Here is a 26,623-nt window from a genome sequence, read left to right on the forward strand (position 1 = left end):
TGATGAAAGAGGTGATCCCACAGACGTTAATTGCGCTCGACAACCTGTCGAAAACATTTGGTGGCAACCGCGCACTGAGCGATATCTCGCTGAGCTTACTGGCGGGCGAAGTGCACTGCCTGGCTGGCACCAACGGCTGTGGCAAGAGCACCTTAATCAAAGTCATTTCTGGGGTACACGCCCCGGACAGTGGCAGCCGCATTACCCTGGGTGATGGCCCGACCTTCCCGCGTCTGACCACCCGTCAGGCGCGTGATTTCGGTATCCAGGTGATTTATCAGGATCTGTCGTTGTTCCCGAATTTGAGCGTGGCCGAGAACATCGCCTTTGAGCACAACCTTAATGGCCTGCTCGGCTGGCACCGCAAGGCGAAGCTGCGTGAAACGGCAACCCGTATTATTGAAGAACTGAAATTCGATCTCGATTTGGATGAGAAAGTCTCGGCGCTGTCGATTGCCGCACGTCAGCAGGTGGCGATTTGCCGTGCACTGGTCGCCGATGCGCGCCTGGTGATCATGGACGAACCGACGGCTTCTCTGACCCGCACCGAAGTAAACCAACTGCTGCGCACTGTGCGCTACCTGAAAGACAAAAACATCTGCGTGGTGTTCGTCAGCCACCGTCTGGATGAAGTATTAGAGATTTCGGATCGCGTCACCGTGATCCGTGACGGACGCAAGATGGGCTGCTGGCCCGCTAAAGAGATGACGCCACATCATCTGACTGAACTGATGACCGGGCTAAAACTCGATTATCAACTGAAAGCGCCAACGCGTAATGCTGACCGCGCCATTCTCGAAGTCGAGAACCTGACACGCGCCGGTCAATACCATGACGTCAATTTCAAGCTGTATCAGGGCGAAGTACTCGGTCTGTGCGGCCTGCTCGGCTCCGGTCGTACCGAACTGGCGCTGTCGCTGTTTGGCATGACCAAACCTGACAGCGGCAAAATCTGGCTCGACAGCAAGCCAGTGCGCTTCCGGGGCCATGAAGATGCCATCAAAGCCGGTATCGGTTATGTCTCCGAAGACCGCTTAACCCTCGGTCTGGTGCAGCAGCAATCGGTGGCCGACAACATGGTGCTGCCGATCCTCGACAAACTGCAAAACCGTTTTCACATCATCGACGAATACCGCAAGAACAAGCTGATCCTGCAATGGATTCTACAGCTCGGTGTGCGCGTGGCCGATCCCAATCTGGCGATCTCTACCCTCTCCGGCGGCAACCAGCAAAAGATCGTGCTGGCGAAATGGGTGCTGACCCAGCCGCGCATTTTGATTCTGGACTCGCCGACCGTGGGCGTGGATGTCGGCGCTAAAGCCAGCATCTATCAGTTGATCCACGAGCTGGCGAAAGAGGGTCTGTCGATCATTCTGATTTCCGATGAAGTGCCAGAGGTTTGGTACAACTGCGACCGCATTCTGCACTTCCGTGATGGCACCGTTCATGCCGAATACCAACCCGATACCGTTGAGCAAGAACAGCTGGCGGAGGTGATCAATGCCTGATTTTTCTCGTTTACGCCCGCACTCCAGTCAAGGCTGGCTGGCGTGGGTGCTGCTGGCTTTCATCCTGTTTTTCTCGGTGGCCAGCGACCAGTTCCTCTCCGTGCAAAACCTGCTGGACCTGGCAGAAAGCTACGCGGTGACCGGCATCTTTGCCCTCGGCCTGTTTGTGGTGCTGGTGACCGGCGGCATCGATATCTCCTTCGCCGCGGTGGCGTCGGTGGTGCAATACCTGATCGCTTCGCTGTTTGTGCAGTTCCAGTTTGATAACGCGGCGCTGAGCATCCTGCTGGCGATTGTCTGCGGCACCACCTTTGGCGTGATTAACGCCCTGCTGATTACCTCGCTGCGCGTGGTGTCGATCATCATCACCATCAGTATGCAGTCGCTGCTGTTTGGTCTGCTGATGTGGGTGACCGGCGGTAAGAGCCTTTATTCCCTGCCGGACTGGTGGATCACGCTGCGCAGCGTGCTGCCCTTCACCTGGCAAGGCAACAGTTTCCAGATTGGTTTGCCGCTGATCACCATGCTGGTGATTGCCGGACTGACCGCGCTGCTGCTCAACAAAACCAACCTCGGCCGCCAGCTGTATGCGGTGGGCGGCGATGCGGAATCCGCACGTCGTATCGGGATTCGCGTCGGTCTGATTCACGTTTTCGCTTACGGCTGGCTCGGTGCGATGGCGGCGATTGGCGGCCTGGTGCAGGTGTATCGCATGGGTGAAGTGGTGCCGAATGCGCTGGTCGGCGGCGAGCTGGATGTGCTGGCGGCCACGGTGCTCGGCGGTGCCAGCCTGATGGGCGGCAAAGGCACAGTGAGCGGCACACTGATGGGCGTGTTCCTGATCGCCATCCTGAAGAACGGCCTCAACCTGATTGGCGTCTCCAACTACTTTATGAACATCGTGGTAGGCGGCGTGATCATGGTGGCGATTGCCGTCACTCACTACAAAAAACGTAAAGAAACTGACGTCAGTTTCGTCTGACAGGAGCATTCACATGAAATCACTCTCTGCTCTGCGTCCGGACGGCACCAATATTGGCCTGATGCTGCTGATTGCGCTGGCGCTGGCAATCTTCACCTTCATGCTGCCGGGCCGCTTTATGACCGACTCGACCTTTATGAGTATGGCGTTCCAGCTGCCGGAACTGGGCTTGCTAACGCTGGCAATGTTTATCGCCATCCTCAGCGGCGGCCTGAACCTGGCGATTATCGCTACCGCTAACCTGACCGCACTGTTTATCGCCTGGACGCTGATGAGCGCCCTGCCCGCCGATGCCGGCACCGGTCAGCAACTGCTGTGGCTGTTTATCGCCATCGTCGGCGCAATGCTGATTGCTGCCTTTATCGGTGTCATCACCGGTGTGATGGTGACGCGAATTGGTGCTCACCCGATTCTGGTGACGCTGGCAACCATGATGACGCTGAACGGCATCGGCATCTGGCTAACCAAAGGTGCCGCTGTCAGCGGCATGCCATCGGTGGTGCAGGCACTCGGTTCCAACACGCTGTTGGGTATGCCGCTGCCACTGTGGGTGTTCCTGATTGCCGCTGCGCTGCTGGCGCTGTTCCTGGGTAAAACCCGCGCCGGTAAATGCATCTACATGGGCGGCAGCAACATTAATGCCACCTGGTTCAGCGGCATCAACACGCATCGCATGGTGGTACTGGTGTACGTCATCTCCAGCCTGCTGTGCGTGTTAGCCGGATTGATCATGATGGCGCGCTTTAACTCAGCGCGTATGGGCTACGGCGATGCGTATCTGCTGCTGACCGTGCTGGCAATTATTCTCGGCGGCACCGACCCGAACGGTGGCTTCGGCCGCGTCACGGGGGTGGTACTGGCGCTGATTGCCCTGCAAGTGCTCTCTACCGGTTTCAATCTGATGAACATCAGCCAGCACGTAAGCCTGGCGATGTGGGGCGCAGTGCTGATTGTGGTGTTGGCCTTCAAACAATTCAAAGCCCGTTTTAATGAACATCGTGCCGTCAAGCTGAGCAAGCTCGCTGCGGCCCTTAATCCTCTGACCGAAAAAAAGGAAGTCTAATGCGTATTCAAGTCTCCCCGTCGTTGATGTGTATGAATCTGATGGAGATCAAGCACCAGCTGGAAGTGCTGGACTCCCGCGCAGACTTCCTCCATATCGATATCATGGACGGTCACTACGTTAAGAACATCACGCTGTCGCCGTTCTTTATTGAGCAGATTCGTCCACACACCAAAGTGGCGCTGGATGTGCATTTGATGGTGGAACACCCGACCGACTTCATTGAAGTGATTGCCAAAGCGGGTGCCGACTACATCTGCCCACATGCAGAAACCATCAACCGCGATGCGTTCCGCGTGATCAACCTGATTCGCAGCTTTGGCAAGAAAGTCGGCGTGGTGCTGAACCCGGCCACACCAGTATCGTTTATCCATCACTATATTCATCTGCTGGACAAAATCACCGTGATGACCGTGGATCCTGGCTATGCCGGACAGCCATTCATCCCGGAAATGGTCGCCAAAGTGCAGGAACTGAAAGCCCTGAAGCAGCAGCATGGCCACAAATATCTGATTGAGATCGATGGTTCCTGCAACACTCGCACTTACAACACGCTGGTTGGAGCAGGTGCAGAAGTGCTGATTGTCGGTACCTCGGGCCTGTTTAACATCCATGACGATCTGGCAACGGCCTGGGACATGATGCGTGACAGCATTGATGAAGCTCAGGGCCTGGCGAAGGTATCCGCATGATTCCACGCTGGCTGGGCATCGACATTGGCGGCACCGGCACACGTCTGCAGCTGATGGAAGAGGGACGCATCTGGTCCAGCTTCCGCAAGGTGCCGACGGCCAGCTGGGCGCAGCAGCCCGACGCATTGACGGCACTCGGGCAGTTAATCAGTGAAACACTGGAGCAGCAACCGGTGAGCGGCGTGATGCTGGGATTGCCGGGCATTCTCAGCCGCGATCGTCAGCAGGTGATTTCGCTGCCGTTTATTCAGGCGCTGGATCATCAGCCTGTGGCGGCGATCCTCACCGAGCGTCTTGGCGTGCCAGTGGCGATGGATAAAGATGTTAACCATCTGATGATGTGGGATTTAATGCAGCTGGAACAGTTGCCGGATAACGCGGTAGGTTTGTATCCCGGTACCGGTATGGGCAACAGCTTGTGGATAAATGGTCGCTTTTACCACGGCCAGCACGGCGGCGCGGGTGAATTGGGCCATGTGCCGATTGCCGGTAACGATCTACCCTGCCCGTGCGGCAACCGGGGTTGTGCGGAGACGGTGACTTCGGGCCATTGGTTGAGTCACTGGGCTAAGGCTCACGTGCCGAATACCGATATGTCGGCGCTGTTTACGCAACATGGCGACCATCCGGAGTTGCAGGCATTTGTTTATCGTTTGGCGCAGCTGATTGCCACCGAAATGAACATCCTCGATCCCGAATACCTGATTCTGGGGGGCGGAGTGCTGGCGATGGCGGACTTCCCGCTGGCGCAGTTACGCAGTCAGATTCAGCAGCATCTGCGTCCACCGGCCACGCGTGACAATTTGAAGATCGTGTTTAGTCAATCCACCGATCACACCGGCTGTCGCGGTGCCTGTTTAGCCGCCGAACGCCTGTTCAGGAGTGCATGATGAAAGGAAAAGTGTGTGTGTTTGGCTCGTTCAACCTCGACGTCGTCGCGGTGATGAACCGCTTCCCGTTGCCTGGTGAATCACTGACTGCCCATAACAGCATGATGGGACCGGGCGGCAAAGGCGCAAACCAGGCCACGGCGGCGCTGCGTGCCGGGGCGCGCGTGCACTATATCGGCAAGGTCGGTAATGATGATTTTGGCACTTTCGCCCGTCGTCACCTCGAAAAAACCGGCTTTGATGCGATTACGCTGTTTACCTGTAAAGAGAAGCCTACCGGCAACGCACTGATTTATGTGGCCGGGGATGATGCTGAAAACATGATTTCGGTGTTCCCAGGCGCGAACACCACGGTGACGGCGGCGGAAGTGTCGCGCTGTCAGCCTACGGTAGCCGCAGCGGATATCTTGTTGGTGCAGCTAGAGAACAACCTGAATGCCATTCAGCGCATGATTGATAATGCGCGTGCGGGTGGCACCTTTGTGATTTTAAACCCGGCGCCGTGGCAAAAAGTGAGTGATGCACTGCTGGCGAAGGTGGATTTACTGACGCCCAATAGCACCGAAGCGATGCAGATTACCGGCGTAAAGGTGACGGATTTTGCCAGTGCGCAGAAAGCCGCAGAAGTGATGCACCGCAAAGGCGCGCGTCAGGTGATTATTACCCTGGGGATGGCGGGCGCCCTGTTGTCCAATGCGGAACAGCAGCCGCTGCGCATTCCGCTGTTCCCGGCACAACCGCTGGATACCACCGGCGCGGGCGATGCGTTTAACGGTGCGCTGGCAGCGCGTTTAGCTTCGGGAGATGAACTGCCACAGGCGGCTCTGTTCGCTTCGGCGTTTGCTTCGTTGTGTGTGGAGCGTTCTGGTGCGGCCAACTCTATGCCGTCGTACGCCGAAGCGCTGGCGCGTATGCAGGCCCATCCGGAGTGCGTGCCAAAGCCGTTGGAAGTGATGGCCTGAATGACTGCGGGCGGCCATGAAAGTCGCCCTTAGTGATGCACCGGTTAGGCTTTTAACCAACCCGCAATTTGCGCGTGTTGCAGCAGCATAATCGCTTTACCATCGAGGATGCGACCGTCTTTCACCATCGCCAGCGCTTGCGGGAAAGGCAACTCCAGCACGGTAATCTCTTCATCTTCCACGCCACCACCGGCGTTGGCGCGCATTGCATCGCTATACTCTGCCGCGAAGAAATGGACGATTTCGGTCACGCCACCCGGTGACATGTAGGCTTCAAACAGCTTCTCGACCTTGCCGACTTCATAGCCGGTCTCTTCGATGGCTTCTTTGCGGATACAATCTTCTGGCGAATCGTTATCCAGCAGCCCTGCGCAGGTCTCAATCAATTCACCGCTGGCATTACCGTTAACGTAAGTCGCAATGCGGAACTGACGAATCAGCAGCACGGTGTTCTTGTCGCGGTTATAAAGCAGGATGGTGGCGCCATTGCCGCGGTCATAGACTTCGCGTTTGTGGCGCACGACTTCGCCGTTGCTGCGGGTCAGTTCGTAGGTGAAGTTACGCAGGATAAAGTAATTATCTGACAGTAACTTATCTTTAATGATGTTGATCTTTAACGACATGGCCGCTCCACCGCTTAATGAGGGAGCCTGAGATAATAGGCGCTAGCGGCGGGGAAAACTATCTGAATTCGTGCGGTCAGTGTGCAATGAAGGACGAAAACGGTCGCGCAATACATTGCGCCGCTACGGCAAGGTGCAGAGAGAAGTAGCGGCGCGATTTATCGCGCGAATGGATGGCAATGCAAAAATCAAAAACCGTTCTTCTGCTCGCTCATATCCGGCAGGTGATGCGCAATTCCTTTGTGGCAATCAATACAGGTTTGCCCATCCTCCACCGCTTTGCTGTGCATTTTTGCTGCCACCGTCTTCTGCGCGGTGAAATCCATATACTCGAAGTTGTGGCAGTTTCGGCACTCCTGCGAATTATTGTTCTTCATCCTGCGCCACTCATTCTGTGCCAGCTCGATACGCGTCTCTTCAAACTTCTGCGGTGTGTCGATCAGGCCGAAGATCTTGGCGTACACCTCTTTGCTGGCTTGCAATTTGCGCAGCATTTTCGGACCCCATTCGTGCGGCACATGGCAATCCGGGCAGGTTGCACGCACACCGCTGCGGTTGTTGTAGTGCACCGTCTGCATATACTCCTGATACACGTTGTTGCGCATCTCATGGCAGCCAATGCAGAACTGCTCGCGGTTGGTCATCTCCATTGCGGTATTAAAACCGCCCCAGAAAATAATCCCACCGGCAAAACCCAAAATCAGCAGCGTGCCGAGTGCTAAGCGGCTGGGGCGTCGCCACCAGCGCCAGATGCGTAATAATCTCTGTTTCATTGATAACCTCACTGCCCAAAGCCGTTAGCCGGTTTAAAGGTGTTCTCCACCACCGGTTTGGCATCGGTTTGCGGGACGTGGCACTGCAAACAGAAGTAGCGACGCGGCGATACCGTGCTGCTCACCAGGCCATCACGATCGGTAAAGTGTGTTGGGCTCACGCGCGGTGCGCCGGTGGTCAGATAGCTCTGCGTGCCGTGGCACTGCAGGCAGCGGTTGACGTTTTTCGTCACCTGGTAGCCATCGACGCTGTGCGGGATCACCGGCGGCTGATTCACGTAGTTCAGCGGTTTGCGGCTCTGCTCTTTAGGCTGATGGATCGTGCCCTGCTGCGTGGCCGTGACTTCCGGAGATTGTGTGAGATCCACGCCATGACCCGCGTAAACCACGCCGCCCAGCGTCAGGGCGGCAACGGTGATAAGAGTAAATAAGGGTTTCATTGCATCCTGCCTTAAATTTTGACCAGCTTAACGGCGCATTTTTTGTAATCGGTCTGCTTCGATAGCGGATCGGTGGCATCCAGCGTGACGTTGTTGGCCAGCACGCCAGCATCAAAGAACGGCATAAACACCAGCCCTTTTGGCGGTTGATTACGTCCGCGCGTTTCGACAGTCGCCACGGTTTCACCCCGACGTGATACCACGCGGACCTTCTCGCCACGGCGGAAACCGCGATCTTTGGCGTCCAGCGGATGGATATACAGCAGCGCCTGCGGCACGGCACGATGCAGCTCCGGCACGCGACGCGTCATGGTGCCGGTGTGCCAGTGTTCCAGCACGCGGCCGGTACAGAACCACATATCGTACTCGGCGTCCGGTGCTTCAGCGGGTGGCTCATACGGCAGGGCAAAAATGGTGGCTTTGCCATCTGGCTTGCCATAGAAACGCACGCCCTCGCCCGCTTTGACGTAGCTGTCAAAGCCTTCGCGGTAGCGCCAGCGCGTCTCTTTGCCATTCACCACCGGCCAGCGCAATCCGCGCGCTTCATGATAGGCATCGAATGGCGCCAGATCGTGACCGTGTCCGCGACCAAAGCTGGCATACTCTTCAAACAGGCCTTTTTGGATGTAGAAGCCAAAATCGCGCGCCTCGTCGTTCAGTCGATCGTCGGCCACTTCGCTCAACGGGAATTGATTAACCTGGCCGTTGGCGTACAGCACGTCATACAAGGTTTTATCCCGCAGCTCTGGCTGTTGGGCAATCAACGCTTCCGGCCAGACTTCCGCCACGCGGAAACGCTTAGCGAAATTCACCATCTGCCACAGATCCGATTTGGCTTCACCCGGTGCTTTCACCTGTTGATGCCAGAACTGGGTACGACGCTCGGCGTTGCCGTAAGCGCCCTCTTTCTCCACCCACATTGCCGTCGGCAGGATCAAGTCCGCACACAAAGCACTGACGGTGGGATAAGGATCGGACACCACGATAAAGTTGCGTGCATCACGCCAGCCCGGCATGCGCTCCTGTGTCAGGTTCGGTCCCGCCTGCATGTTGTTGTTACACATCACCCAGTAGGCATTGAGCTTGCCGTCTTTCAGCGCGCGATCCTGAGCGACCGCATGCAGGCCGATTTTGGCGGGAATGGTGCCTTGCGGCAGCTTCCATAGTTTTTCGGCCGTCGCACGGTGCTTATCGTTATTCACCACCATGTCTGCGGGCAGGCGATGCGAGAAGGTACCGACTTCACGTGCGGTTCCGCACGCGGAGGGTTGCCCGGTGAGCGAGAAGGGACCGGTGCCGGGGCGCGAGATTTTTCCGGTCAGCAGATGGATGTTGTAGCACAGGTTATTGGCCCACACGCCGCGCGTATGCTGGTTAAAGCCCATGGTCCAGTAGGAGACCACATTAACATTCGGGTCGGCATACAATTCGGCCAGCGCAATCAGTTGGTCCTGCTCGACGCCGCTCATCTCACTGGCTTTTTCCACCGTGTACTCGGCAACGAATTTGGCGTACTCGTCGAAGCTGATCGGCGTAGATTCGCCGCTATCCGGGTTTTTCGCTGAAGCCTGACGCGGATCGCTTGGGCGCAATCCATAGCCGATATCCGTGACGCCTTTACGCAGCGTCACGTGATTCTGCAGGAAGGTTTTATCGACTTTGTTGTTCTGAATAATGTAGTTGGCAATAAAGTTGAGAATCGCCAAATCGCTCTGCGGCGTAAACACCATGCCGTTATCAGCCAGTTCGAAACTACGATGGCGATAGGTTGAGAGCACCGCGACTTTGACATTGTCATCGCTCAGGCGACGGGCGGTCAGGCGTGACCAGAGAATCGGATGCATCTCGGCCATGTTCGAGCCCCACAGCACAAAGGCATCGGCCACTTCGATGTCATCGTAGCAGCCCATCGGTTCATCCATGCCGAAGGTACGCATAAAGCCCACCACCGCCGAGGCCATGCAGTGGCGCGCGTTAGGATCGAGATTGTTGGTGCGGAAACCGGCTTTCATCAATTTAGAGGCGGCATACCCTTCCCATACCGTCCATTGACCGGAACCGAACATGCCAATGGATTCAGGCCCGTTGGCTTTTAGCGCCGCTTTGAACTTCTGTTCCATGATGTCGAAAGCCTGATCCCAACTCACCGGGGTAAACTCACCTTCTTTGTCGTAGTGGCCATCGGTCATGCGCAGCAACGGCTGCGTCAGGCGGTCTTTCCCGTACATGATCTTGGGCAGGAAATAACCTTTGATGCAGTTCAACCCACGGTTTACTTCCGCCTGCGGATCGCCCTGTGAGGCCACCACGCGTCCCTCTTGCGTGCCCACCAGCACGCCACAACCGGTGCCACAAAAACGACACGGCGCCTTTTCCCAGCGGATCGGGGCGCCCAGTGCGGTCACGGCTTTGGTGACGCTGGGAATCGTAAGTCCTGCGGCCACTGCCGCCGCTGCGGCCGCATTGGCCTTCATAAATTCTCGACGACTGACTTTCATGATGCTTCCTTGTGACGATATTCCGTTTCGTCTTGCTGGTGATACACCAGAGAAACGGCCAATACATGCGGGATATTGCGGGTGGCTTCGATGTTATTCAGCAAGGCGCGACTATCAGCAGCACCCAGGGTCACGGCCAGCGTGCCGCGTGCGCTGTCTTCGGCGGCGATTTCGCAATCAGAAAGCAACAGCAATCCCTGCTTTACCGCCGGGATGGCGTGAGATCGCGCCTGGATGACCAGACCGCATACGTGCCAACTGCTTTCAGGGAGAATGGAGTGCGTCATGCGCTCACCTCGTTTAGCCAGCTTGAGATGAGGCGTAAAATACCCTGAGCTTTTGCAGGGCTATATCACCCGAAAGGTGTATATCCCGATGTGGGATCAAGGGAAGGACAATTGAAATGAAAACGGGGGCCAAAAGGCCCCCGTTGATGAGAATGGCTGCGATTAACGCGAGCTATCTTCCGCCAGCTTAGCTGCCCCATCATCCTGTTCGTCATGATGATGGTCGTGCTCTTTCATGGCTTCCGCATGCACGCGTTTGCGCACACCGAACCAGCCCAGCACCAGTACCACGGCAATCAGCGGGATGGATGCAATAGTGTAGGTACCGTTTGGATAATCAAACGCCATCAACACCAGCACGCTCACCAGGAACAGCAGCGTCAGCCATGAGGTGAACGGTGCCCACGGCAGCTTGAAACTAACGTCTTCCGCTTTACCTTCTTTAATCGCTTTGCGCAGACGCATCTGGCACACCACGATAAAGCCCCAGGAAGAGATGATGCCCAGTGAAGCCACGTTCAGTACGATCTCAAACACCTGCGATGGCACATAGTAGTTGAGCACCACACCGACCACGTACACCGCGATGGTAACGAGGATACCGGCGAACGGCACCTGCTGTTTGCTCATCTTCGACATGAACTGTGGCGCAGAACCGCCCATCGACATGGAGCGCAGAATACGACCGGTGGAGTACAAGCCCGAGTTGAGGCTCGACAACGCTGCGCTCAGCACCACGATGTTCATCACGCTACCAATGTAAGGCACGCCCAGTTTGGAGAAGAAGGTCACAAACGGACTTTGCCCCGCCTGATAGGCGTTCCATGGCAGCAGCAGTACCAGCAGCACCACCGAACCGACGTAGAAGAGACCAATACGCCAGATCACGCTGTTGATGGCTTTAGGCAGCATGGTTTTCGGGTCTTTACACTCCCCGGCCGCGGTGCCCACCAACTCAATCGAGGCGAAGGCAAACACCACACCTTGCACTAACACCAGCGCCGGCAGCAAGCCGTGCGGGAAGAAACCGCCGTTGTCCGTGATCAGATGGAAGCCGGTAGTATTGCCGTCCAGCGGTTTACCGCTGCCCAGGAACACCACACCGACGATCAGGAACACCACGATCGCCAGCACTTTCACCAATGCGAACCAGAACTCCATTTCGGCGAACCACTTCACGCCGATCATGTTCATGGTACCGACAATCGCCAGTGCGCCAAGGGCAAATACCCACTGCGGCACATCACCAAACGCGCCCCAGTAGTGCATATACAACGCAACTGCGGTGATATCCACGATACCGGTCATCGCCCAGTTAACGAAGTACATCCAGCCTGCCACGTATGACGCTTTTTCCCCGAGGAATTCACGTGCATAAGAAACAAAGCTGCCGCTTGATGGGCGGTGTAATACCAGTTCGCCCAACGCACGAAGGATAAAGAAGGAGAAGATACCGCACACCAGATAAACCAGTGCCAGAGCAGGACCAGCCATCTGCAAGCGCGCGCCTGCACCAAGGAACAGGCCGGTACCGATGGCACCGCCAATGGCGATCATTTGTACCTGACGGTTACCCATTGCTTTGTGGTAACCGCTGTCGTGGGAATTGAGCCAGCGTCTTTTCGCAGCGCGTTGTTCGGCTGCGGTTTTTTTAGTTGAATTCATAGCTTTCCTGTTTGTCCTGACCATCAATCATCGCCTGACCAATCGTTTGCGTGCGGCGGTGCGAAATGGGGTAAAACCCGCTACCGATACGGCGGAACGATGTCGCGCGGTGAGCCGGGAATTTACGGCGATGAATCCTACCCGTTCTGCATGAACGAAGCAAAAAATACCGTTTGGTTGCACGAGTTGATTTGTAAGAATCGGTCGCGGTGCACAAAAAAACCGGCCAGTGAATGGCCGGTAAAGGGGTGGCTACAGGGAAATACTACGGGAGGGGATTAACGATAAATCTCTGCGGTGCCGCTCCACAGGCTGGAGTCGCCTGGGTTTTGCACGCCAATTACGCGGTAATGGCTGGCGCCCATATCTTCCGCTTTCTGCGACAGCTGGCGGGTTGCATCATCGATGGAACCGCGAACGCCGCTGATGGAAACGGTACCGCTGCTTTGCAGATTTTCCGCCTGCTCAGCACTTAAGGGTTGCGCGGCGAAGGCCGTGAAACTTGCGGTGGCAAGCAGTGCAGCAGTCAGAATGGCAATCGGTGTCTTCATCATTTGCTCCTGTTGTCGTCCGTTCATAAAAGTGATTACGCTGCAAATTATCAGCGAAGTAATGAAAAGCAGGCACAGCAGGCCGTAAAGCCGTTCAATAATTCGCCAGCTAACGAGATGCAATCCAGGGAAAGGTAAAGAGAAGTGGATTTCTCTGCTAAAAGTAACCTGATGTGACGATTCCGGCTCGCTGTCTGCCTGACGCTGCCTTATAATCCCACGCTCTTATAAGGGTTTTATTGTGATAGTGAAACGTCCTGTTACCCGCACCATGGCCCGTGCCCTGAGCGCGATTGTGTTGTTATCGCTGCTCACCACCGGCCTGGCGCTGTTAACGCTCTCCAGCAGTTTGCGTGATGCCGAAGCGGTGAATGTCGCCGGTTCACTGCGCATGCAAATGTACCGCCTTGCCTGGGATACCACGCGCGATCCGCAGCAGTTGACACAGCACATCCAAATCTATCAGCAAACCCTCAGCTCACCGGCTCTGCAGCATCTGGAACGCCCATGGGTGCCGAAAGAAGTGGCCAGTCGCTATCGCTATCTGCGCGACAGCTGGCCGCAGTTACAGCTAACGCTGCAGCCCGAGCGCGCGCAGATCTATCAGCAACGCGTTGCCAGTTACGTGAGTGAGATTGATCGCTTTGTGCTGGCACTGCAACATTACGCCGAACTGAAAATGCAACTGGTGGCGGCCAGCAGCCTGTTTGGTTTCCTGGCGATTGTGGCACTGGCGCTTTGGACCATCCGCTTTATCCGTCGCAATGTGGTACGCCCGCTGGATTCGCTGGTTACTGCCAGCCAATACGTTGAGCAGGCGAATTTCAGCTTTCCCCCGTTATCGGTTTCCCAGCCCACCGAATTGGGCGTGCTGGCACAAGCTTTTACTCACATGGCTGAACGTCTGCACTCGCACTATCGCCTGCTCGAGCTGGCGGTGCGCAATAAAACGGAAGATCTGACGCAAGCCAACCGCACGTTGAAATTACTCTATGAATGCTCACAGGTCCTCACCAGCAGCCCACTGAACCCAGAGTTGTTCCAGGGATTACTGCGACTGGTGCAACGTCGTGAAGCGTTGACCGTATTGAGCATCACCAGCGACGGCATTGATTTTCAGGCCGGCGTGGCAGAGGACGGTCTCGAATGGCATCGTTTGCCGCTGCAACAAGAAGATCAGTCACTCGGCGAACTGTGCTGGCAAACACGGCGAGCGCCTCCTGCCGATGAACTGATGCAAAGCCTGGCCAACATGCTGGCGCGTTCGTTATGGATTTGGCAGACGCAAAAACAGTACCAGCAGATGCTATTAATAGAAGAGCGATCCACCATCGCGCGTGAACTGCATGATTCGCTGGCGCAGTCGCTCTCCTTCCTGCGCATCCAGCTCACGTTGTTGCGCCGCAATGTCGATCACACCCAGCCCCAGGCACAATCGATTATTGCCGAGTTTGATCGCGCCCTGGCCGAGGCCTATCAGCAACTGCGCGAGTTATTGACGACCTTTCGTCTGACTATCGAACAGGCAGATTTAGTGCAGGCGATGCAGGCAATGATCGCCCCGTTGCAGGAACAGTCTCACGCCGCGATCGCCTTCGATTACCAATCGGGCCTGCAAACGCTGGATGCGCAACAGCAGGTGCATGTGCTGCAGATTGCACGTGAAGCCCTGCTGAACGCCATTCGTCACGCACAGGCGCAGCAAATCCATATTTTTTATCAGCGCGATGAAGACGCATTCCATTTGCTGACGATTGAAGATGACGGTTGCGGCATCCGTAGCCTGGAAGAACCTCCAGGCCATTACGGTCTGACGATAATGGCGGAGCGCGCTGCCCGGCTTTCTGGCAGCTTACTGATTACTCCGCAGACGCGTGGCACGCGCGTTACGCTGCGTTTCCCACCGCGACCGGCACACCGGCTGGCTTAACGCGATACACTTATGTTAAATGGACTTTGACTGGAGAATTTATGGCCCCCTCTTCCCTGACTATTATGATCGTTGACGATCATCCGCTGATGCGTCGTGGCATCCGCCAACTGCTTGCACTGGAACCACGTCTGGAAGTGGTGGCCGAAGCCAACAACGGTACAGAAGCGCTGGCTGAAGCACGTCGCCTCTCGCCCGATGTGATATTGCTCGATCTGAACATGAAAGGCATGTCGGGTTTAGATACCCTTAAAGCCCTGCGCCATGAAGGGATCGCTTCGCGCATTTTGGTACTGACCGTTTCCGACGCACGCAATGATATTTACGCCATGGTCGATGCCGGCGCTGATGGCTATTTGCTAAAAGACAGTGAGCCGGAATTATTGCTGGCGCAGGTCATGCGCGGTGCAATGGGTGAGAATGTGTTTAGTGAAGTGGTGGCAGAATATCTGGCAACGCGCCAGCCGAGCGCCAATCCTTTCAAACAACTCACCGAGCGTGAACTGGATGTATTGCAGGAAGTGGCGCGCGGGTTATCTAATAAAGAGATTGCCGCCACCTTGCATATTTCCGAAGAAACGGTAAAAGTGCACATCCGCAATCTGCTGCGTAAACTGGACGTTCGTTCACGCGTCGCCGCCACGGTACTCTGGCTCGAGAGCCGCAATGTGTAGCAGCGCACAGAAAACCAGCACGACATTTACACTTTCTCCATAATTTATCCACGATTCTCTAATTTGCGCCGCGTACATTAGGCAGCAGCAGGAGTTTTCGGGATAGCACCTTGCACTCCGCCGACGTGAAGCCGACTGCGCTTCACGTTTTACATAATAAAAGTAAAAAATACGCAGCTGAGGAGTGTCGGTTCCATGTCGAATTTTTTTATCGACCGCCCCATTTTTGCCTGGGTTTTGGCTATTTTGCTTTGTCTTTGCGGCACACTAGCGATCATCTCCCTGCCCATTGAGCAGTATCCCGATCTCGCACCGCCTAACGTGCGTATTACTGCCAATTATCCCGGTGCCTCTGCGGAAACGCTGGAGAACACCGTTACCCAGGTTATCGAACAGAACATGACCGGTATCGATAACCTAATGTATATGTCCTCTAACAGCAGTAACACGGGTCAGGCGCAAATCACCCTCACCTTTACCGCTGGCACCAATCCTGATGAAGCCCGCCAGCAGGTACAAAACCAGCTGCAATCCGCACTGCGTAAATTACCCGCCGCCGTTCAATCTCAGGGCGTCACGGTGAATAAAACCGGTGACAGCAATATCCTGATGATTGCGTTTGTCTCTACCGACGGAAGTATGGACAAACAGGATATTTCAGATTATGTCGCCAGTAACATTCAGGATCCGCTGAGCCGCATCGATGGTGTGGGTCAGGTTGATGCCTATGGTTCGCAATACGCGATGCGTATCTGGCTCGATCCTAACAAGCTGATTGCCTATGCGCTGACCACCGATGACGTGGTGACGGCGATTGAATCGCAGAACACCCAGGTGGCGGTCGGCCAGGTTGGCGGCTTGCCATCGGTGGATAAACAAGCGCTCAATGCCACCGTCAATGCTCAGTCGATGTTGCAAACCCCAGAGCAGTTCAAAGCCATCACGCTGAAAACCAACAGTGACGGCTCGGTGGTAACACTGGGCGATGTGGCTGACGTGGCGATGGGGGCGGAAAAATACGACTTCCTCAGCCGCTACAACGGTCAGGCGGCGTCCGGTCTCGGTATTAAGCTGGCGTCCGGTGCCAACGAAATGAACACCGATAAGCTGGTGCGTGCACGTGTGGAAGAGTTGTCGCACTACTTCCCGCACGGGCTGGAAGCCAAAATCGCCTACGAAACTACGCCGTTTGTGAAAGCCTCGATCACCGACGTGGTGAAAACGCTGCTGGAAGCTATTCTGCTGGTGTTCCTGGTGATGTATCTGTTCCTGCAGAACTTTCGCGCCACGCTGATTCCGACCATTGCCGTACCGGTGGTGCTGCTCGGCACCTTCGCGGTGCTGTATGCCTGCGGATTCAGTATCAACACGCTCACCATGTTCGCCATGGTGCTCGCCATCGGCCTGCTGGTGGATGACGCCATCGTGGTGGTGGAGAACGTTGAACGCATCATGAGTGAGGAAGGACTTTCACCGCGCGCCGCCACGCGAAAATCGATGGGACAGATCCAGGGGGCGCTGGTGGGCATTGCGCTGGTGCTGTCGGCGGTATTCGTACCGATGGCCTTCTTCGGCGGCACCGTGGGCGCTATCTATCGCCAGTTTTCGATCACCATCGTGTCGGCGATGGTGTTGTCGGTGTTGGTGGCGATGATTCTGACGCCAGCCCTGTGCTCGACGCTGCTCAAACCCCTTGAACAAGGCCATCATCATGGACGTCGCGGCTTCTTTGGCTGGTTTAACCGCAACTTTAATGCCAGCGCGGAACGCTACGAACGCGGAGTTGCGCGTATCTTGATGAAGGGCGGGCGCTGGCTGGTGCTCTATCTCGGCATCATCGGCGTAATGGCGTTTCTGTTTATCAAGCTGCCGACCTCGTTCCTGCCGCTGGAAGACCGGGGCGTATTCCTGACGCAGGTGCAGCTGCCGCCGGGCGCGACCTTGCAGCAGACCTCCAACGTGGTGGCGAAAGTTGAAAACTATTACATGACCGCCGAGAAAGACAACGTGCTGTCGGTGTTCTCAACCATCGGTGCCGGTCCGGGTGGTAACGGCCAAAACGTGGCGCGCCTGTTTGTACGCCTGAAAAACTGGGAAGAGCGTCCAGGCAGCGATCGTACCTCTTTCGCCATCATCGATCGCGCCACCAAAGCCTTTCACAAGATCAAAGAAGGCCGCGTGATCGCCAGCAGCCCACCGGCGATTACCGGCATGGGCAGCTCATCGGGCTTTGATATGGAGCTGCAGGATCACGGCGGCATTGGTCATACCCAGTTGATGGCGATGCGTGACAAGCTACTGGAGTTGGCCGACAGCAATCCGGCCCTGTCTCGCGTGCGTCACAACGGCCTGGATGACAGCCCGCAGCTGCAAATTGATGTCGATCAGCGCAAAGCCCAGGCGCTGGGCGTTTCGCTCGACACCATCAATGACACGCTGACCACCGCATGGGGCTCAACCTATGTGAATGACTTCCTCGATCGTGGCCGCGTGAAAAAGGTGTATGTGCAGGCCGGTGCGGAGTTCCGCATGCTGCCAGGCGATATCAACAAATGGTACGTTCGCAACAGTAGCGGCACTATGGTGCCCTTCTCCGCCTTCGCCACCAGCCGTTGGGAAACCGGTTCGCCGCGTCTGGAACGTTACAACGGCTACTCTTCACTGGAGATCGTCGGCGAGGCCGCCAATGGCGTCAGTAGCGGCACCGCGATGGATGTGATGGAGAAACTGGTGGGGCAACTGCCGTTAGGCGTTGGCTTCCAGTGGACCGGAGCCTCTTATCAGGAACGTATCTCCGGTTCACAGGCACCTGCGCTGTATGCGATTTCGCTGCTGGTGGTGTTCCTGTGTCTGGCCGCGCTGTATGAGAGTTGGTCGATTCCGTTCTCCGTGATGCTGGTGGTGCCGCTCGGCGTGGTCGGTGCGCTGGTGGCAACCTGGATGCGCGGACTCGAGAACGACGTGTACTTCCAGGTTGGCTTGCTCACCGTGATTGGCTTGTCGGCGAAGAACGCCATCCTGATCGTGGAATTCGCCAATGAGATCAACAGCAAAGGACGCGAGCTGATGGAGGCGACGCTGGAGGCTTCACGTCAGCGTCTGCGCCCGATTCTGATGACGTCGCTGGCCTTTATCTTCGGCGTGCTGCCGATGGCGATCAGCAGCGGGGCGGGTTCCGGCAGCCAGCATGCGGTCGGAACGGGCGTCATGGGCGGCATGATCTCCGCGACGATATTAGCGATTTTCTTTGTACCGCTGTTCTTTGTGCTGGTGCGTCGTCGCTTCCCATTGAAAGATAAGCCACACGATTAAAACCCAAAGATAAAAAAAGCCGCTATGGAGACATAGCGGCTTTATTGCTTTGTGTGGTTAGAATTACAGCAAGTTGGGAATACCCTGCTTTTCTCGTCGCGAATTACTTAGTACGTAACATCGCTTCGATGAATTCTTTCCAGTTTCCCATTTCGGTGTCGACCATCGTACCCTCTCTTATTGTAGGGGTGATTCTACGCCGATTTTTTCTACAGGTGAATACGTTTCCACCACTTGTCACCATCGGTAAAAGCGCACAAAAGCGTCATTTTGCTGAAATTGCGTACTGACGCACATTTCAGCAAACCATTCACTCCACAGGAAAAATCACCTGCGTTATCAGGTAGCATATTTTTATACTTAGGATAATTCTTAGTTGCCTGATGATGCCGCGAGCGACTATTTGAGACGTGAATGAAAACGTTTACTGGACCTAATTAATAGAATTGATAACGCAGAAATTATCATTAAAAAACAAATAAAACGTAGCGCGACAAAGCCTGTCATTCCCGCAAAAGTTCGACATATCGTCTGTACTCGTAACTTCGGTGGCGCGGCCTACCGGAAGTCTCAACCAGCACGCCCGCTTCTACCAGACTTCTCACCGCTGCGTTTGCTGTCGGATAAGTTACCTCCAGCAGTTCAACTGCCCGATCAACGGTAAGCTTCGGCATTGTCGGTAAAAATTCGAACAGGCGAATACTGTGAACGGATATTGATTTCATAGAGAGCATCCTTTTTCTGTCATCCGCAAACAGGGTCGCAATTCTGATGATGCCTTGCTGGGCTTCCTCAGCAGAAAAGGTCACAGCTTCAAGGAAAAAGGCAACCCACTGCTCCCAGTCGCCCTTGGATCGGATTTCAGTGAGGCACTGGTAGTAGTATCTTTGATGCTGTTTCAGGTAGCCTGAAACATACAGCAGCGGTTCATTCAACAGCTTCCACTCTTCCAGCAACATCGCTATCAGCAAGCGGCCGATGCGGCCATTACCGTCCAGGAAGGGGTGAATTGTTTCGAACTGAGCGTGTACAAGTGCTATACGGACAAGTGGCGGAAGTGAATGATCGGGCGCATGGATGAACTTCTCCAGATCGGACAGCAAGTCCCCGACTTTTTCAGGCGGCGGCGGAACATAAGATGCGTTGCCGGGTCTTGTGCCGCCAATCCAGTTCTGCGTGGTTCTCACCTCTCCCGGCTGTTTTGCTGCACCACGAGCGCCAGATAACAGCACCTGATGAGCATTTTTTAACAGACGTACGCAAACAGGCAGCCCCGACGCGGAATTCATTTCTTCGTGAACGAATTTATAGGCTCGCAGGTAGTTAGTGACCTCTTCAACATCATCTACATTCGTGACGGCAAGTCCGGCCTCTTCATCAAAGATATCAGTCAAGGTTGCCTGCGTGCCCTCCAGCTGCGACGTCAGCAGTGCTTCCTTACGAATAGCACTGTAGACCAGCCATTCACTCGACGATACCAGCCCTGACATGCCAGATAGTCTGGCCAGCGATTTTTCCGCCTTTTCATTCAGCTCCATGAAAGAAGCAGGATCAAGTTCTGGTGCCGTGGGGGGTAAGGGGGCCGGCATAAATGCACTGACCGTCTCATCATAACTGGTCGTTGTAATGAGTTGACCGGAAGCACGTTTCATAAAAATCCTTTCATTGCTGATGACGTTATTAAAAGGTTTTTTAATTATGCCACGCCTTATTAAAGACTGCTTTAATAACGGATTGCTGTTTTAAAAAATTTTTACTTTAAGTCAGACCTGACGCTATAGCCACCAGAGAGGCGCCAGTCTTGAGGCCTTTGAAAAAGACCCCATCGCGAGGACAATGAATGTCTAAGGGAACGGAGCACTTACTGTGCTCGATAAACAGTGAAGGAACGTCATTACCTTGAATGGGAAGCGGTCGGGGCTTGCACAAATAAGTGCAGTACGTTCGAAAAGCTCCGCGTTAACCTCTGACAACAGCATCCCTACCCCGAATCGCGTTGATGATGGCCTTAAAATGCTGATTTCATACTATCTACGCTCATCTCGGTATTGTTACAATCTAGCCCCAGGGAATGCCCCATGTTCTGAACATAAGTAAGCCACTTGGCTTCTCAGCGTCCTGGACCATCGCCAGTGCTTTGAGCATCAGAACTGATACGGCAATACAGGAAACACTTACGCATTTAAGAGTACCGACGAGCTATGTTTAAAATGTACGGCATCAAAAATTGCGACACCATAAAAAAAGCACGCAACTATTTAGCAGAATCCGGCACCGACTATCGTTTTCACGATTATCGCGTGGATGGCATCGATGATGCGCTGCTGCAATCGTTTATCGACCAGCTTGGCTATGAAGTGCTGCTGAATACGCGCGGTACCACCTGGCGCAACCTGCCAGAAGCGGAGCGTGCAGCGGTGACTGATGCGGCCAGCGCGAAAGCGGTGATGCTCGCCCAGCCTGCCATTATCAAACGTCCGGTATTGTCTGCGCCAAATGGCGACTTGCTGGTCGGTTTTAAAGATTCCCTTTATCACGCGTTTATCCAGGAGAAGTCATAACATGTTCTGTCCGGTCATTGAGCTGGCTCAGCAGCTTATTCGTCGCCCGTCACTGAGTCCGGATGATGCCGGTTGTCAGGCGCTGTTAGTGGCGCGTCTGGAAGCGATTGGCTTTACGGTCGAACAGATGCACATCGGCGATACGCTGAACTTCTGGGCCACACGTGGTCAGGGCGAAACCCTGGCGTTTGCCGGTCACACCGACGTGGTGCCGCCGGGTGATGCCAATCGCTGGATCAGCCCGCCGTTTGAGCCTTCGATTCGTGATGGCATGCTGTTTGGTCGTGGTGCCGCGGACATGAAAGGTTCGCTGGCGGCGATGGTAGTGGCCGCAGAACGTTTTGTCGCCGCTAATCCGCAACATAAAGGACGTCTGGCATTTCTGATCACTTCCGATGAAGAAGCCAGCGCGGTTAACGGCACGGTGAAAGTGGTTGAGCGTTTAATGGCGCGCAACGAGCGCATGGATTACTGCCTGGTGGGCGAGCCTTCCAGTACCGAAATCGTTGGCGATGTGGTGAAAAACGGTCGTCGCGGTTCGATGACCGCCAATCTCACCATTCACGGTGTGCAGGGCCATGTCGCCTATCCGCATCTGGCCGATAACCCGGTGCATCGCGCGATGCCAGCACTGAATGAGCTGGTGGCCACCGAATGGGATCAGGGCAACGAATTCTTCCCACCCACCAGCATGCAGATTGCCAATGTGCAGGCCGGCACCGGTAGCAATAACGTGATCCCCGGTGAATTCTTCGTGCAGTTCAACTTCCGCTTCAGCACCGAACTCACCGATCAGATGATCAAAGAGCGCGTGGCCGCCCTGCTGGATCGTCATCAGCTGCGGTACACGCTGGAGTGGAATGTTTCCGGCCAGCCGTTCCTGACCTCACGCGGCAAACTGGTTGATGCCGTGGTAAATGCTGTCGCGCACTATAATGAAATTAAGCCACAGTTACTGACCACAGGCGGCACCTCAGACGGACGCTTTATCGCGCGGATGGGTGCGCAGGTTGTGGAGCTGGGCCCGGTGAATGCCACCATTCATAAAATCAATGAGTGCGTGAAAGCGTCAGATTTGCAGATGTTGAGTCGAATGTACCAGCGCATCATGGAACAGCTGATCGCCTAAGTAAGCACGCTAAAGGAGCAATGGGATGGAATTCTTTAAAGAGTACTGGTGGATCTTAGTGATCCTGCTGATGGTCGGTATTTTAATAAACGTTTATAAAGACTTAAAACGTATCGATCACAAAAAGTTTATGGATAATAAACCGGATTTACCACCGCATCGCGACTTTAACGATAAATGGGACGATGACGACGACTGGTCGAAGAAAAAATAATTGCGGTTAATCTCCTCCCTGTAAACGTAGCGGCGTGATGCGCCGCGCATCTGATAGCGAAGTCGCTACAGAATTGCGCGATTAATCTCGCCGTTACGTTAAGAGCAACCCTCGCTGTTCAACCATCACATCATCATGATGACATCATCATCGCCCGGTTTAGCCCCGCTGAGCGCCTCGTCGAAGTAGCGACGCGGAATGGTATAACGCAGATGATTCAACGCCAGTTGCATGCTGCGATCATCAATGGCATGCGGCAAATCGTCCACCACATCCAGCGTCACATCCCCACCCAGCGCGGTTAACCGTTGCATTGCGGCTTCGGCATGCTCCAGCGGGATCTGCTCATCATAATCACCGTGGATCAGATGAATGGTATTACGAGAGCTGACGCGCTCCGGCAGCGTGCTGTAACGACCGCTAAACACAATCGCGCGTCCTGCCAGATCGGCATGGGCTTTGACGCCTTCCAGTACCATGGTGCCGCCCTGCGAAAAGCCAACCAGCGCGGTAGCTTCCGGCCGGACACCCGATGCCTGCTGCCAGTGACGCACCGATTCCACAAACATCGGCATCACGGCATTCACGCCCTGCTGTTCCGAGCGGTCATGCGCGGGAATATCCGCAAACCATTGGCGACCCTGCGGCTCACTAGCCGGATAGGGCGCCCCCACTGAGACAACGAACGCCTCCGGAAACGCTTTGGCGAACCAGTTGCCGACTTGCGCCATCGAATCAGGATTGTCATTCACGCCGTGATACAGCAAAAATAGCTGCGCAGCGTGTGTCGGTTGCTGAACAATTACATATCGTAGTGCCATAAGATCCTCCTCAAATCACTATACGCCGCTGAGGCGGGAGTGATATTGGGAAAATTTGAACGAGATAATGGATTTATTGCAACGATGCCAACTGCTGCTGCCACTGTTCCGCCCGGCTGGTATTGCACTGAATTAACGCCTCAGCCGTCTCCTGGCGTAAGCGTTGCACCAAAGCTTTACGACCACTGAGCCCCGCTTGCTGCGCTACAGCACTCAGCGCTTGTTTTTGCACAAGTATGGCTTCAAGCAGAGGTTGCGAAGAGGCTCGCACCAGGCGCTGCAAAGCGGCATAGCTCGCTTCATACGGCCGTTGCGCCCAGGCAAATCCTGCCAGCAGCGGCCAGTCATCCTCGCTCAGTGTCTGAGAGTGATCGGTCGTCTTGAAGGGAACATCAATAATGTCACGCAACCACACCGCGTCACGCGCAAATCGCTGTGCCGCCTGCTGCTGCAGTTGTTCTCCGGCGGGCGTTAAGGCAAGTATCGCCATCGCCGCATAGCAACCGCTGCTGGCTTCACGCTGTGAGCCGATGCGCACCAGGGTAAAGCCACAGCGCTGCCAGAACTGCCACAGCGTTTCGGTATAGCCAAAACTCACGGAAAGGAAATCGCAGCCATCTGCCTGCTGTTGTGCCGCGGCAACAAGCGCGCTGCCAATGCCGCGCTGCCGTTGTGCGGCTAACACGGCGATGCGGCTGATGCGCTGCGAGCGTAAGGTGGCGGCTTCTGCAAATCCCGCATGTGCAGCCAGCGACTGAGCGACCAGGTTGCCGCGAGGACGGCGCACCCCCGCCCAGACGGCATCAGCCAGCGATTTGTCTAATCCCCCCTCTTCCACCAGCCACAGAGCGCCGACAATATTTTCTGGTGTTCCTGCCAGCCAGAAACGCATGCCGGGCGCATCCAGCATGCGCCGCAGGTCAATGGGAGAAGTGCGATAATGGGCGCTCGCCAGCAGACGGTATCCCGCTTCCAGTGCTCCTTGCTCTGGCGTGGCGGGGAAAATCGTTATTTCGCCGTCCAGTTCGCTTTCTATCGCATCCTCAATCAACAGCGCCTGGCTTAGCCACTGCTCCAGCGGATCGTGCGCTGACCAGCGCAGTGGTTCATCAAGCTGGAAATAACGCACCTGTGGCAGGGTGGCGCAGAAGCGCAGCATAAAGCCGCGCCCGGTGCCCTCGTAACCCTGCACGGTGGTGATCATCAGCACACGGGGGAAACGCTGCACTAGCTGCTGCAACAACGGTGCTGGAATCGCGGCCGCTTCATCAACGATCAGCCATTGCACTGACGGCTCAGCATCCATCGCGAGAATGGCATCCGGCGCCATAAAATGAAAATGTTCACCGGCAAACGATGCCAGCACCTCAGTGGAAACTTTGGCCGGTGCCGTCACCAGGCAGTGCTGATTATGCTTCGCCAGCATCCCGGCCAGCGCCGATTTGCCACGTCCACGTGCAGCCGTGATCACCGCCACGCCGGAGGGCATCTTAAGCAGCTGCAGCAGGATCCGCGCCTGCTGCTGTGGAGCCTGGCAGTGCCAATCGGGTAAGTCCAGTAAGGCAGGAGTACGCGCAGGCTGGTGTGGGTGCTGTAATTCGGGTGCGCGCTCAGGTTGATGCTGATGCAGTAATCCGGATGCGCGCGCAGGCTGGTGTTGCTGCAGCAATTCAGGTGCGCGCTCATGCTCATGCTGATGCAGCAATATGACCTGCGGATCCTGCTCAATCAGCTGCTGCAGATGGTGAATGAAATGAGGCGTGGCGATCGGTTCGCCGACATCGGCCCAGCGCAGGCTATCGCAATCCGCTTGCGTGGCCCAGTCTCGCCACGGCGGCGTCAGTAGCAACAACCAGCTCCCCGCACGCAACGTGCCAGCCAACGCCGCAAAGGCCTCTGCATGGAAACCGCTGCGCGCATCGAAAATCGCATGCTGGAATTCACGCCCTAATAGCGTGCGCAGTGCAGCGGGTGCGACGCGTTGGGGGAAATCATCGCTGTCGCTGAGCGTCAGCCAGTCGCCGGACAGCGCTGCACGCCACTCAACTGCCTGCTGCAACGCCCAACCGGCTTCACCGGAGACAACACACAGGCGGCGAATGCCCGCTCGCTGCATCGCGGCGGTGATATCAACTAACGACATCAATTGGCGGCGAAGGTGTTGCAGTCGCCGGGATTGCCGCTGTCAAAACCGCGTTTGAACCAGGTATAGCGCTGTTGTGAAGTGCCGTGTGTGAAGCTATCCGGCACCACGCGGCCCTGGCTTTTCTGCTGCAATCGGTCATCACCAATCGCTTCTGCGGTATCCAGCGCTTTCTTGAGGTCGCCCACTTCCAGCATATTTTGCTGCTGCACATAATGGCCCCACACGCCGGCAAAGCAGTCTGCCTGCAACTCCATTTTCACCGACAGCTGATTGGCCTGTGTCTGAGTGGCACCCTGCTGCATCTGACGCACTTTAGGCTCGATGCCCAGCAGCTTCTGGATGTGGTGGCCGACTTCATGGGCAATCACATAGCCCTGCGCAAAGTCACCCCCCGCACCCAGCTTGGTTTTCATATCATCGTAAAACGACAGATCGATATAGACGGTTTGATCCGCCGGACAGTAAAACGGCCCCATCGCCGACTGGCCAGTGCCGCAGCTGGTTGAGGTGTAGTTGCGGTACATCACCAGCTTAGGTGGCACATACTGTTTGCCCATTTTCTGGAACAACGTGCCCCAGGTCTCTTCGGTGGTGGCGAGAATCACCTTAGTGAATTTGGCATCCTCATTATCCTGCGCAGAGTTCACCGGGCGCTGTTGCTGTTGTGTCACCGGCGTGCCGCCTTCCAGCAGCGCGGTGAGGTCGTAACCGTAATAACCCGCCACGGCCACCACAATCAGCAGAATGATGCCGCCCTTGCCGCGTGGAATGCGGATTTGCCGACCGCCGCCGCCCAATCCGGGTGAATCATTGCGACGATCTTCTACATTGTCGCTTTCACGACGACCTTGCCAGCGCATGGCTCGCTCCTGTTAAAAGGTTTTGCATGATTTTAGTTGGCG

At 55.6% G+C, this 26,623-nt stretch carries 24 protein-coding genes; 12 read left to right on the forward strand and 12 right to left on the reverse strand.

Annotated features, from left to right (window positions below; translation table 11 throughout):
* Positions 1-2: 2 nt before the first annotated feature.
* From AC6I8L_RS14005 to AC6I8L_RS14030, 6 genes are read left to right on the forward strand one after another with little or no spacing between them, the layout of a single operon-like run.
* Positions 3-1,508: a sugar ABC transporter ATP-binding protein gene (locus AC6I8L_RS14005; protein ID WP_058959197.1), complete on the forward strand. Its 1,506-nt coding sequence runs from the start codon at positions 3-5 to the stop codon at positions 1,506-1,508.
* The gene (locus AC6I8L_RS14010; RefSeq protein WP_034825832.1) at positions 1,501-2,490 is read left to right on the forward strand and encodes an ABC transporter permease; all 990 of its coding nucleotides are present in this window, start codon (positions 1,501-1,503) and stop codon (positions 2,488-2,490) included. The genes AC6I8L_RS14005 and AC6I8L_RS14010 overlap by 8 nt, the downstream gene beginning before the upstream one ends.
* Before the next feature lie 13 nt (positions 2,491-2,503).
* A complete protein-coding gene (locus AC6I8L_RS14015; RefSeq protein WP_058959087.1) occupies positions 2,504-3,553 on the forward strand; it encodes an ABC transporter permease in 1,050 nt (349 codons plus the stop codon).
* The gene (alsE, locus tag AC6I8L_RS14020; protein WP_038645526.1) at positions 3,553-4,245 is read left to right on the forward strand and encodes a D-allulose 6-phosphate 3-epimerase; all 693 of its coding nucleotides are present in this window, start codon (positions 3,553-3,555) and stop codon (positions 4,243-4,245) included. The genes AC6I8L_RS14015 and alsE overlap by 1 nt, the downstream gene beginning before the upstream one ends.
* The gene (alsK, locus tag AC6I8L_RS14025; RefSeq protein ID WP_058959088.1) at positions 4,242-5,135 is read left to right on the forward strand and encodes an allose kinase; all 894 of its coding nucleotides are present in this window, start codon (positions 4,242-4,244) and stop codon (positions 5,133-5,135) included. Before alsE ends, alsK begins: the two co-directional genes overlap by 4 nt.
* The gene (locus AC6I8L_RS14030) at positions 5,135-6,097 is read left to right on the forward strand and encodes a ribokinase (RefSeq protein WP_058959089.1); all 963 of its coding nucleotides are present in this window, start codon (positions 5,135-5,137) and stop codon (positions 6,095-6,097) included. Before alsK ends, AC6I8L_RS14030 begins: the two co-directional genes overlap by 1 nt.
* Before the next feature lie 44 nt (positions 6,098-6,141).
* Here the strand turns inward: AC6I8L_RS14030 and nudK are convergent, their stop codons facing one another.
* The 7 genes from nudK to AC6I8L_RS14065 form a co-directional block, all read right to left on the reverse strand.
* Entirely contained in the window at positions 6,142-6,720 is a 579-nt protein-coding gene (gene nudK / locus AC6I8L_RS14035; protein ID WP_058959090.1) for a GDP-mannose pyrophosphatase NudK, read from the reverse strand.
* A gap of 188 nt (positions 6,721-6,908) precedes the next feature.
* Positions 6,909-7,493 (reverse strand): cytochrome c-type protein NapC, encoded by a 585-nt coding sequence (gene napC, locus AC6I8L_RS14040; RefSeq protein WP_034825804.1) that lies wholly within the window; start codon positions 7,491-7,493, stop codon positions 6,909-6,911.
* An 8-nt stretch (positions 7,494-7,501) separates the two neighbouring features.
* The gene (gene napB / locus AC6I8L_RS14045; RefSeq protein WP_045814877.1) at positions 7,502-7,933 is read right to left on the reverse strand and encodes a nitrate reductase cytochrome c-type subunit; all 432 of its coding nucleotides are present in this window, start codon (positions 7,931-7,933) and stop codon (positions 7,502-7,504) included.
* Positions 7,934-7,944: 11 nt separating this feature from the next.
* The gene (napA, locus tag AC6I8L_RS14050) at positions 7,945-10,431 is read right to left on the reverse strand and encodes a nitrate reductase catalytic subunit NapA (protein WP_058959091.1); all 2,487 of its coding nucleotides are present in this window, start codon (positions 10,429-10,431) and stop codon (positions 7,945-7,947) included.
* Positions 10,428-10,718 (reverse strand): chaperone NapD, encoded by a 291-nt coding sequence (locus AC6I8L_RS14055; RefSeq protein ID WP_058959092.1) that lies wholly within the window; start codon positions 10,716-10,718, stop codon positions 10,428-10,430. The genes napA and AC6I8L_RS14055 overlap by 4 nt, the downstream gene beginning before the upstream one ends.
* Before the next feature lie 162 nt (positions 10,719-10,880).
* On the reverse strand, positions 10,881-12,383 hold the full coding sequence (gene ansP / locus AC6I8L_RS14060) for an L-asparagine permease (protein ID WP_097118576.1): 1,503 nt from the start codon (positions 12,381-12,383) through the stop codon (positions 10,881-10,883).
* A gap of 278 nt (positions 12,384-12,661) precedes the next feature.
* Positions 12,662-12,934 (reverse strand): YdgH/BhsA/McbA-like domain containing protein, encoded by a 273-nt coding sequence (locus AC6I8L_RS14065; RefSeq protein WP_058959094.1) that lies wholly within the window; start codon positions 12,932-12,934, stop codon positions 12,662-12,664.
* A 241-nt stretch (positions 12,935-13,175) separates the two neighbouring features.
* On the opposite strand from AC6I8L_RS14065, the gene narQ reads away from it, so the two are divergent.
* From narQ to acrD, 3 genes are all read left to right on the forward strand, one after another.
* Positions 13,176-14,864 carry a nitrate/nitrite two-component system sensor histidine kinase NarQ gene (gene narQ / locus AC6I8L_RS14070; protein ID WP_058959095.1) on the forward strand — a complete coding sequence of 563 codons (1,689 nt, stop codon included), beginning with the start codon at positions 13,176-13,178 and terminating at the stop codon, positions 14,862-14,864.
* Between the two features lie 41 nt (positions 14,865-14,905).
* Positions 14,906-15,538 carry a response regulator gene (locus AC6I8L_RS14075; RefSeq protein WP_058959096.1) on the forward strand — a complete coding sequence of 211 codons (633 nt, stop codon included), beginning with the start codon at positions 14,906-14,908 and terminating at the stop codon, positions 15,536-15,538.
* A 195-nt stretch (positions 15,539-15,733) separates the two neighbouring features.
* Positions 15,734-18,850 carry a multidrug efflux RND transporter permease AcrD gene (gene acrD / locus AC6I8L_RS14080; protein ID WP_058959097.1) on the forward strand — a complete coding sequence of 1,039 codons (3,117 nt, stop codon included), beginning with the start codon at positions 15,734-15,736 and terminating at the stop codon, positions 18,848-18,850.
* 103 nt (positions 18,851-18,953) lie between these two features.
* Here acrD and ypfM read toward each other — a convergent pair whose 3' ends face one another.
* Both ypfM and AC6I8L_RS14090 read right to left on the reverse strand, forming a co-directional pair.
* Entirely contained in the window at positions 18,954-19,094 is a 141-nt protein-coding gene (gene ypfM, locus AC6I8L_RS14085) for a protein YpfM (protein WP_201785657.1), read from the reverse strand.
* A gap of 259 nt (positions 19,095-19,353) precedes the next feature.
* Positions 19,354-20,502, reverse strand: a complete 1,149-nt coding sequence (locus AC6I8L_RS14090) for a Fic family protein (protein WP_058959098.1) — start codon at positions 20,500-20,502, stop codon at positions 19,354-19,356.
* A gap of 549 nt (positions 20,503-21,051) precedes the next feature.
* Between AC6I8L_RS14090 and AC6I8L_RS14095 the strand changes: the two genes are divergently transcribed.
* The 3 genes from AC6I8L_RS14095 to AC6I8L_RS14105 are packed head-to-tail and all read left to right on the forward strand — an operon-like array spanning position 21,052 to position 22,754.
* A complete protein-coding gene (locus AC6I8L_RS14095; protein ID WP_058959099.1) occupies positions 21,052-21,411 on the forward strand; it encodes an ArsC family reductase in 360 nt (119 codons plus the stop codon).
* A gap of 1 nt (position 21,412) precedes the next feature.
* Entirely contained in the window at positions 21,413-22,540 is a 1,128-nt protein-coding gene (dapE, locus tag AC6I8L_RS14100; RefSeq protein ID WP_034825781.1) for a succinyl-diaminopimelate desuccinylase, read from the forward strand.
* 25 nt (positions 22,541-22,565) lie between these two features.
* Positions 22,566-22,754 carry a YpfN family protein gene (locus AC6I8L_RS14105; RefSeq protein WP_058959100.1) on the forward strand — a complete coding sequence of 63 codons (189 nt, stop codon included), beginning with the start codon at positions 22,566-22,568 and terminating at the stop codon, positions 22,752-22,754.
* A 125-nt stretch (positions 22,755-22,879) separates the two neighbouring features.
* Here the strand turns inward: AC6I8L_RS14105 and ypfH are convergent, their stop codons facing one another.
* The 3 genes from ypfH to ypfJ form a co-directional block, all read right to left on the reverse strand.
* Entirely contained in the window at positions 22,880-23,575 is a 696-nt protein-coding gene (gene ypfH, locus AC6I8L_RS14110; RefSeq protein WP_034825777.1) for an esterase, read from the reverse strand.
* 73 nt (positions 23,576-23,648) lie between these two features.
* Positions 23,649-25,718 (reverse strand): tRNA(Met) cytidine acetyltransferase TmcA, encoded by a 2,070-nt coding sequence (locus AC6I8L_RS14115; RefSeq protein ID WP_058959101.1) that lies wholly within the window; start codon positions 25,716-25,718, stop codon positions 23,649-23,651.
* Positions 25,718-26,581 carry a KPN_02809 family neutral zinc metallopeptidase gene (gene ypfJ / locus AC6I8L_RS14120; protein ID WP_058959102.1) on the reverse strand — a complete coding sequence of 288 codons (864 nt, stop codon included), beginning with the start codon at positions 26,579-26,581 and terminating at the stop codon, positions 25,718-25,720. The genes AC6I8L_RS14115 and ypfJ overlap by 1 nt, the downstream gene beginning before the upstream one ends.
* Positions 26,582-26,623: the final 42 nt, after the last annotated feature.

It is taken from the genome of Type-E symbiont of Plautia stali, from assembly GCF_059731115.1.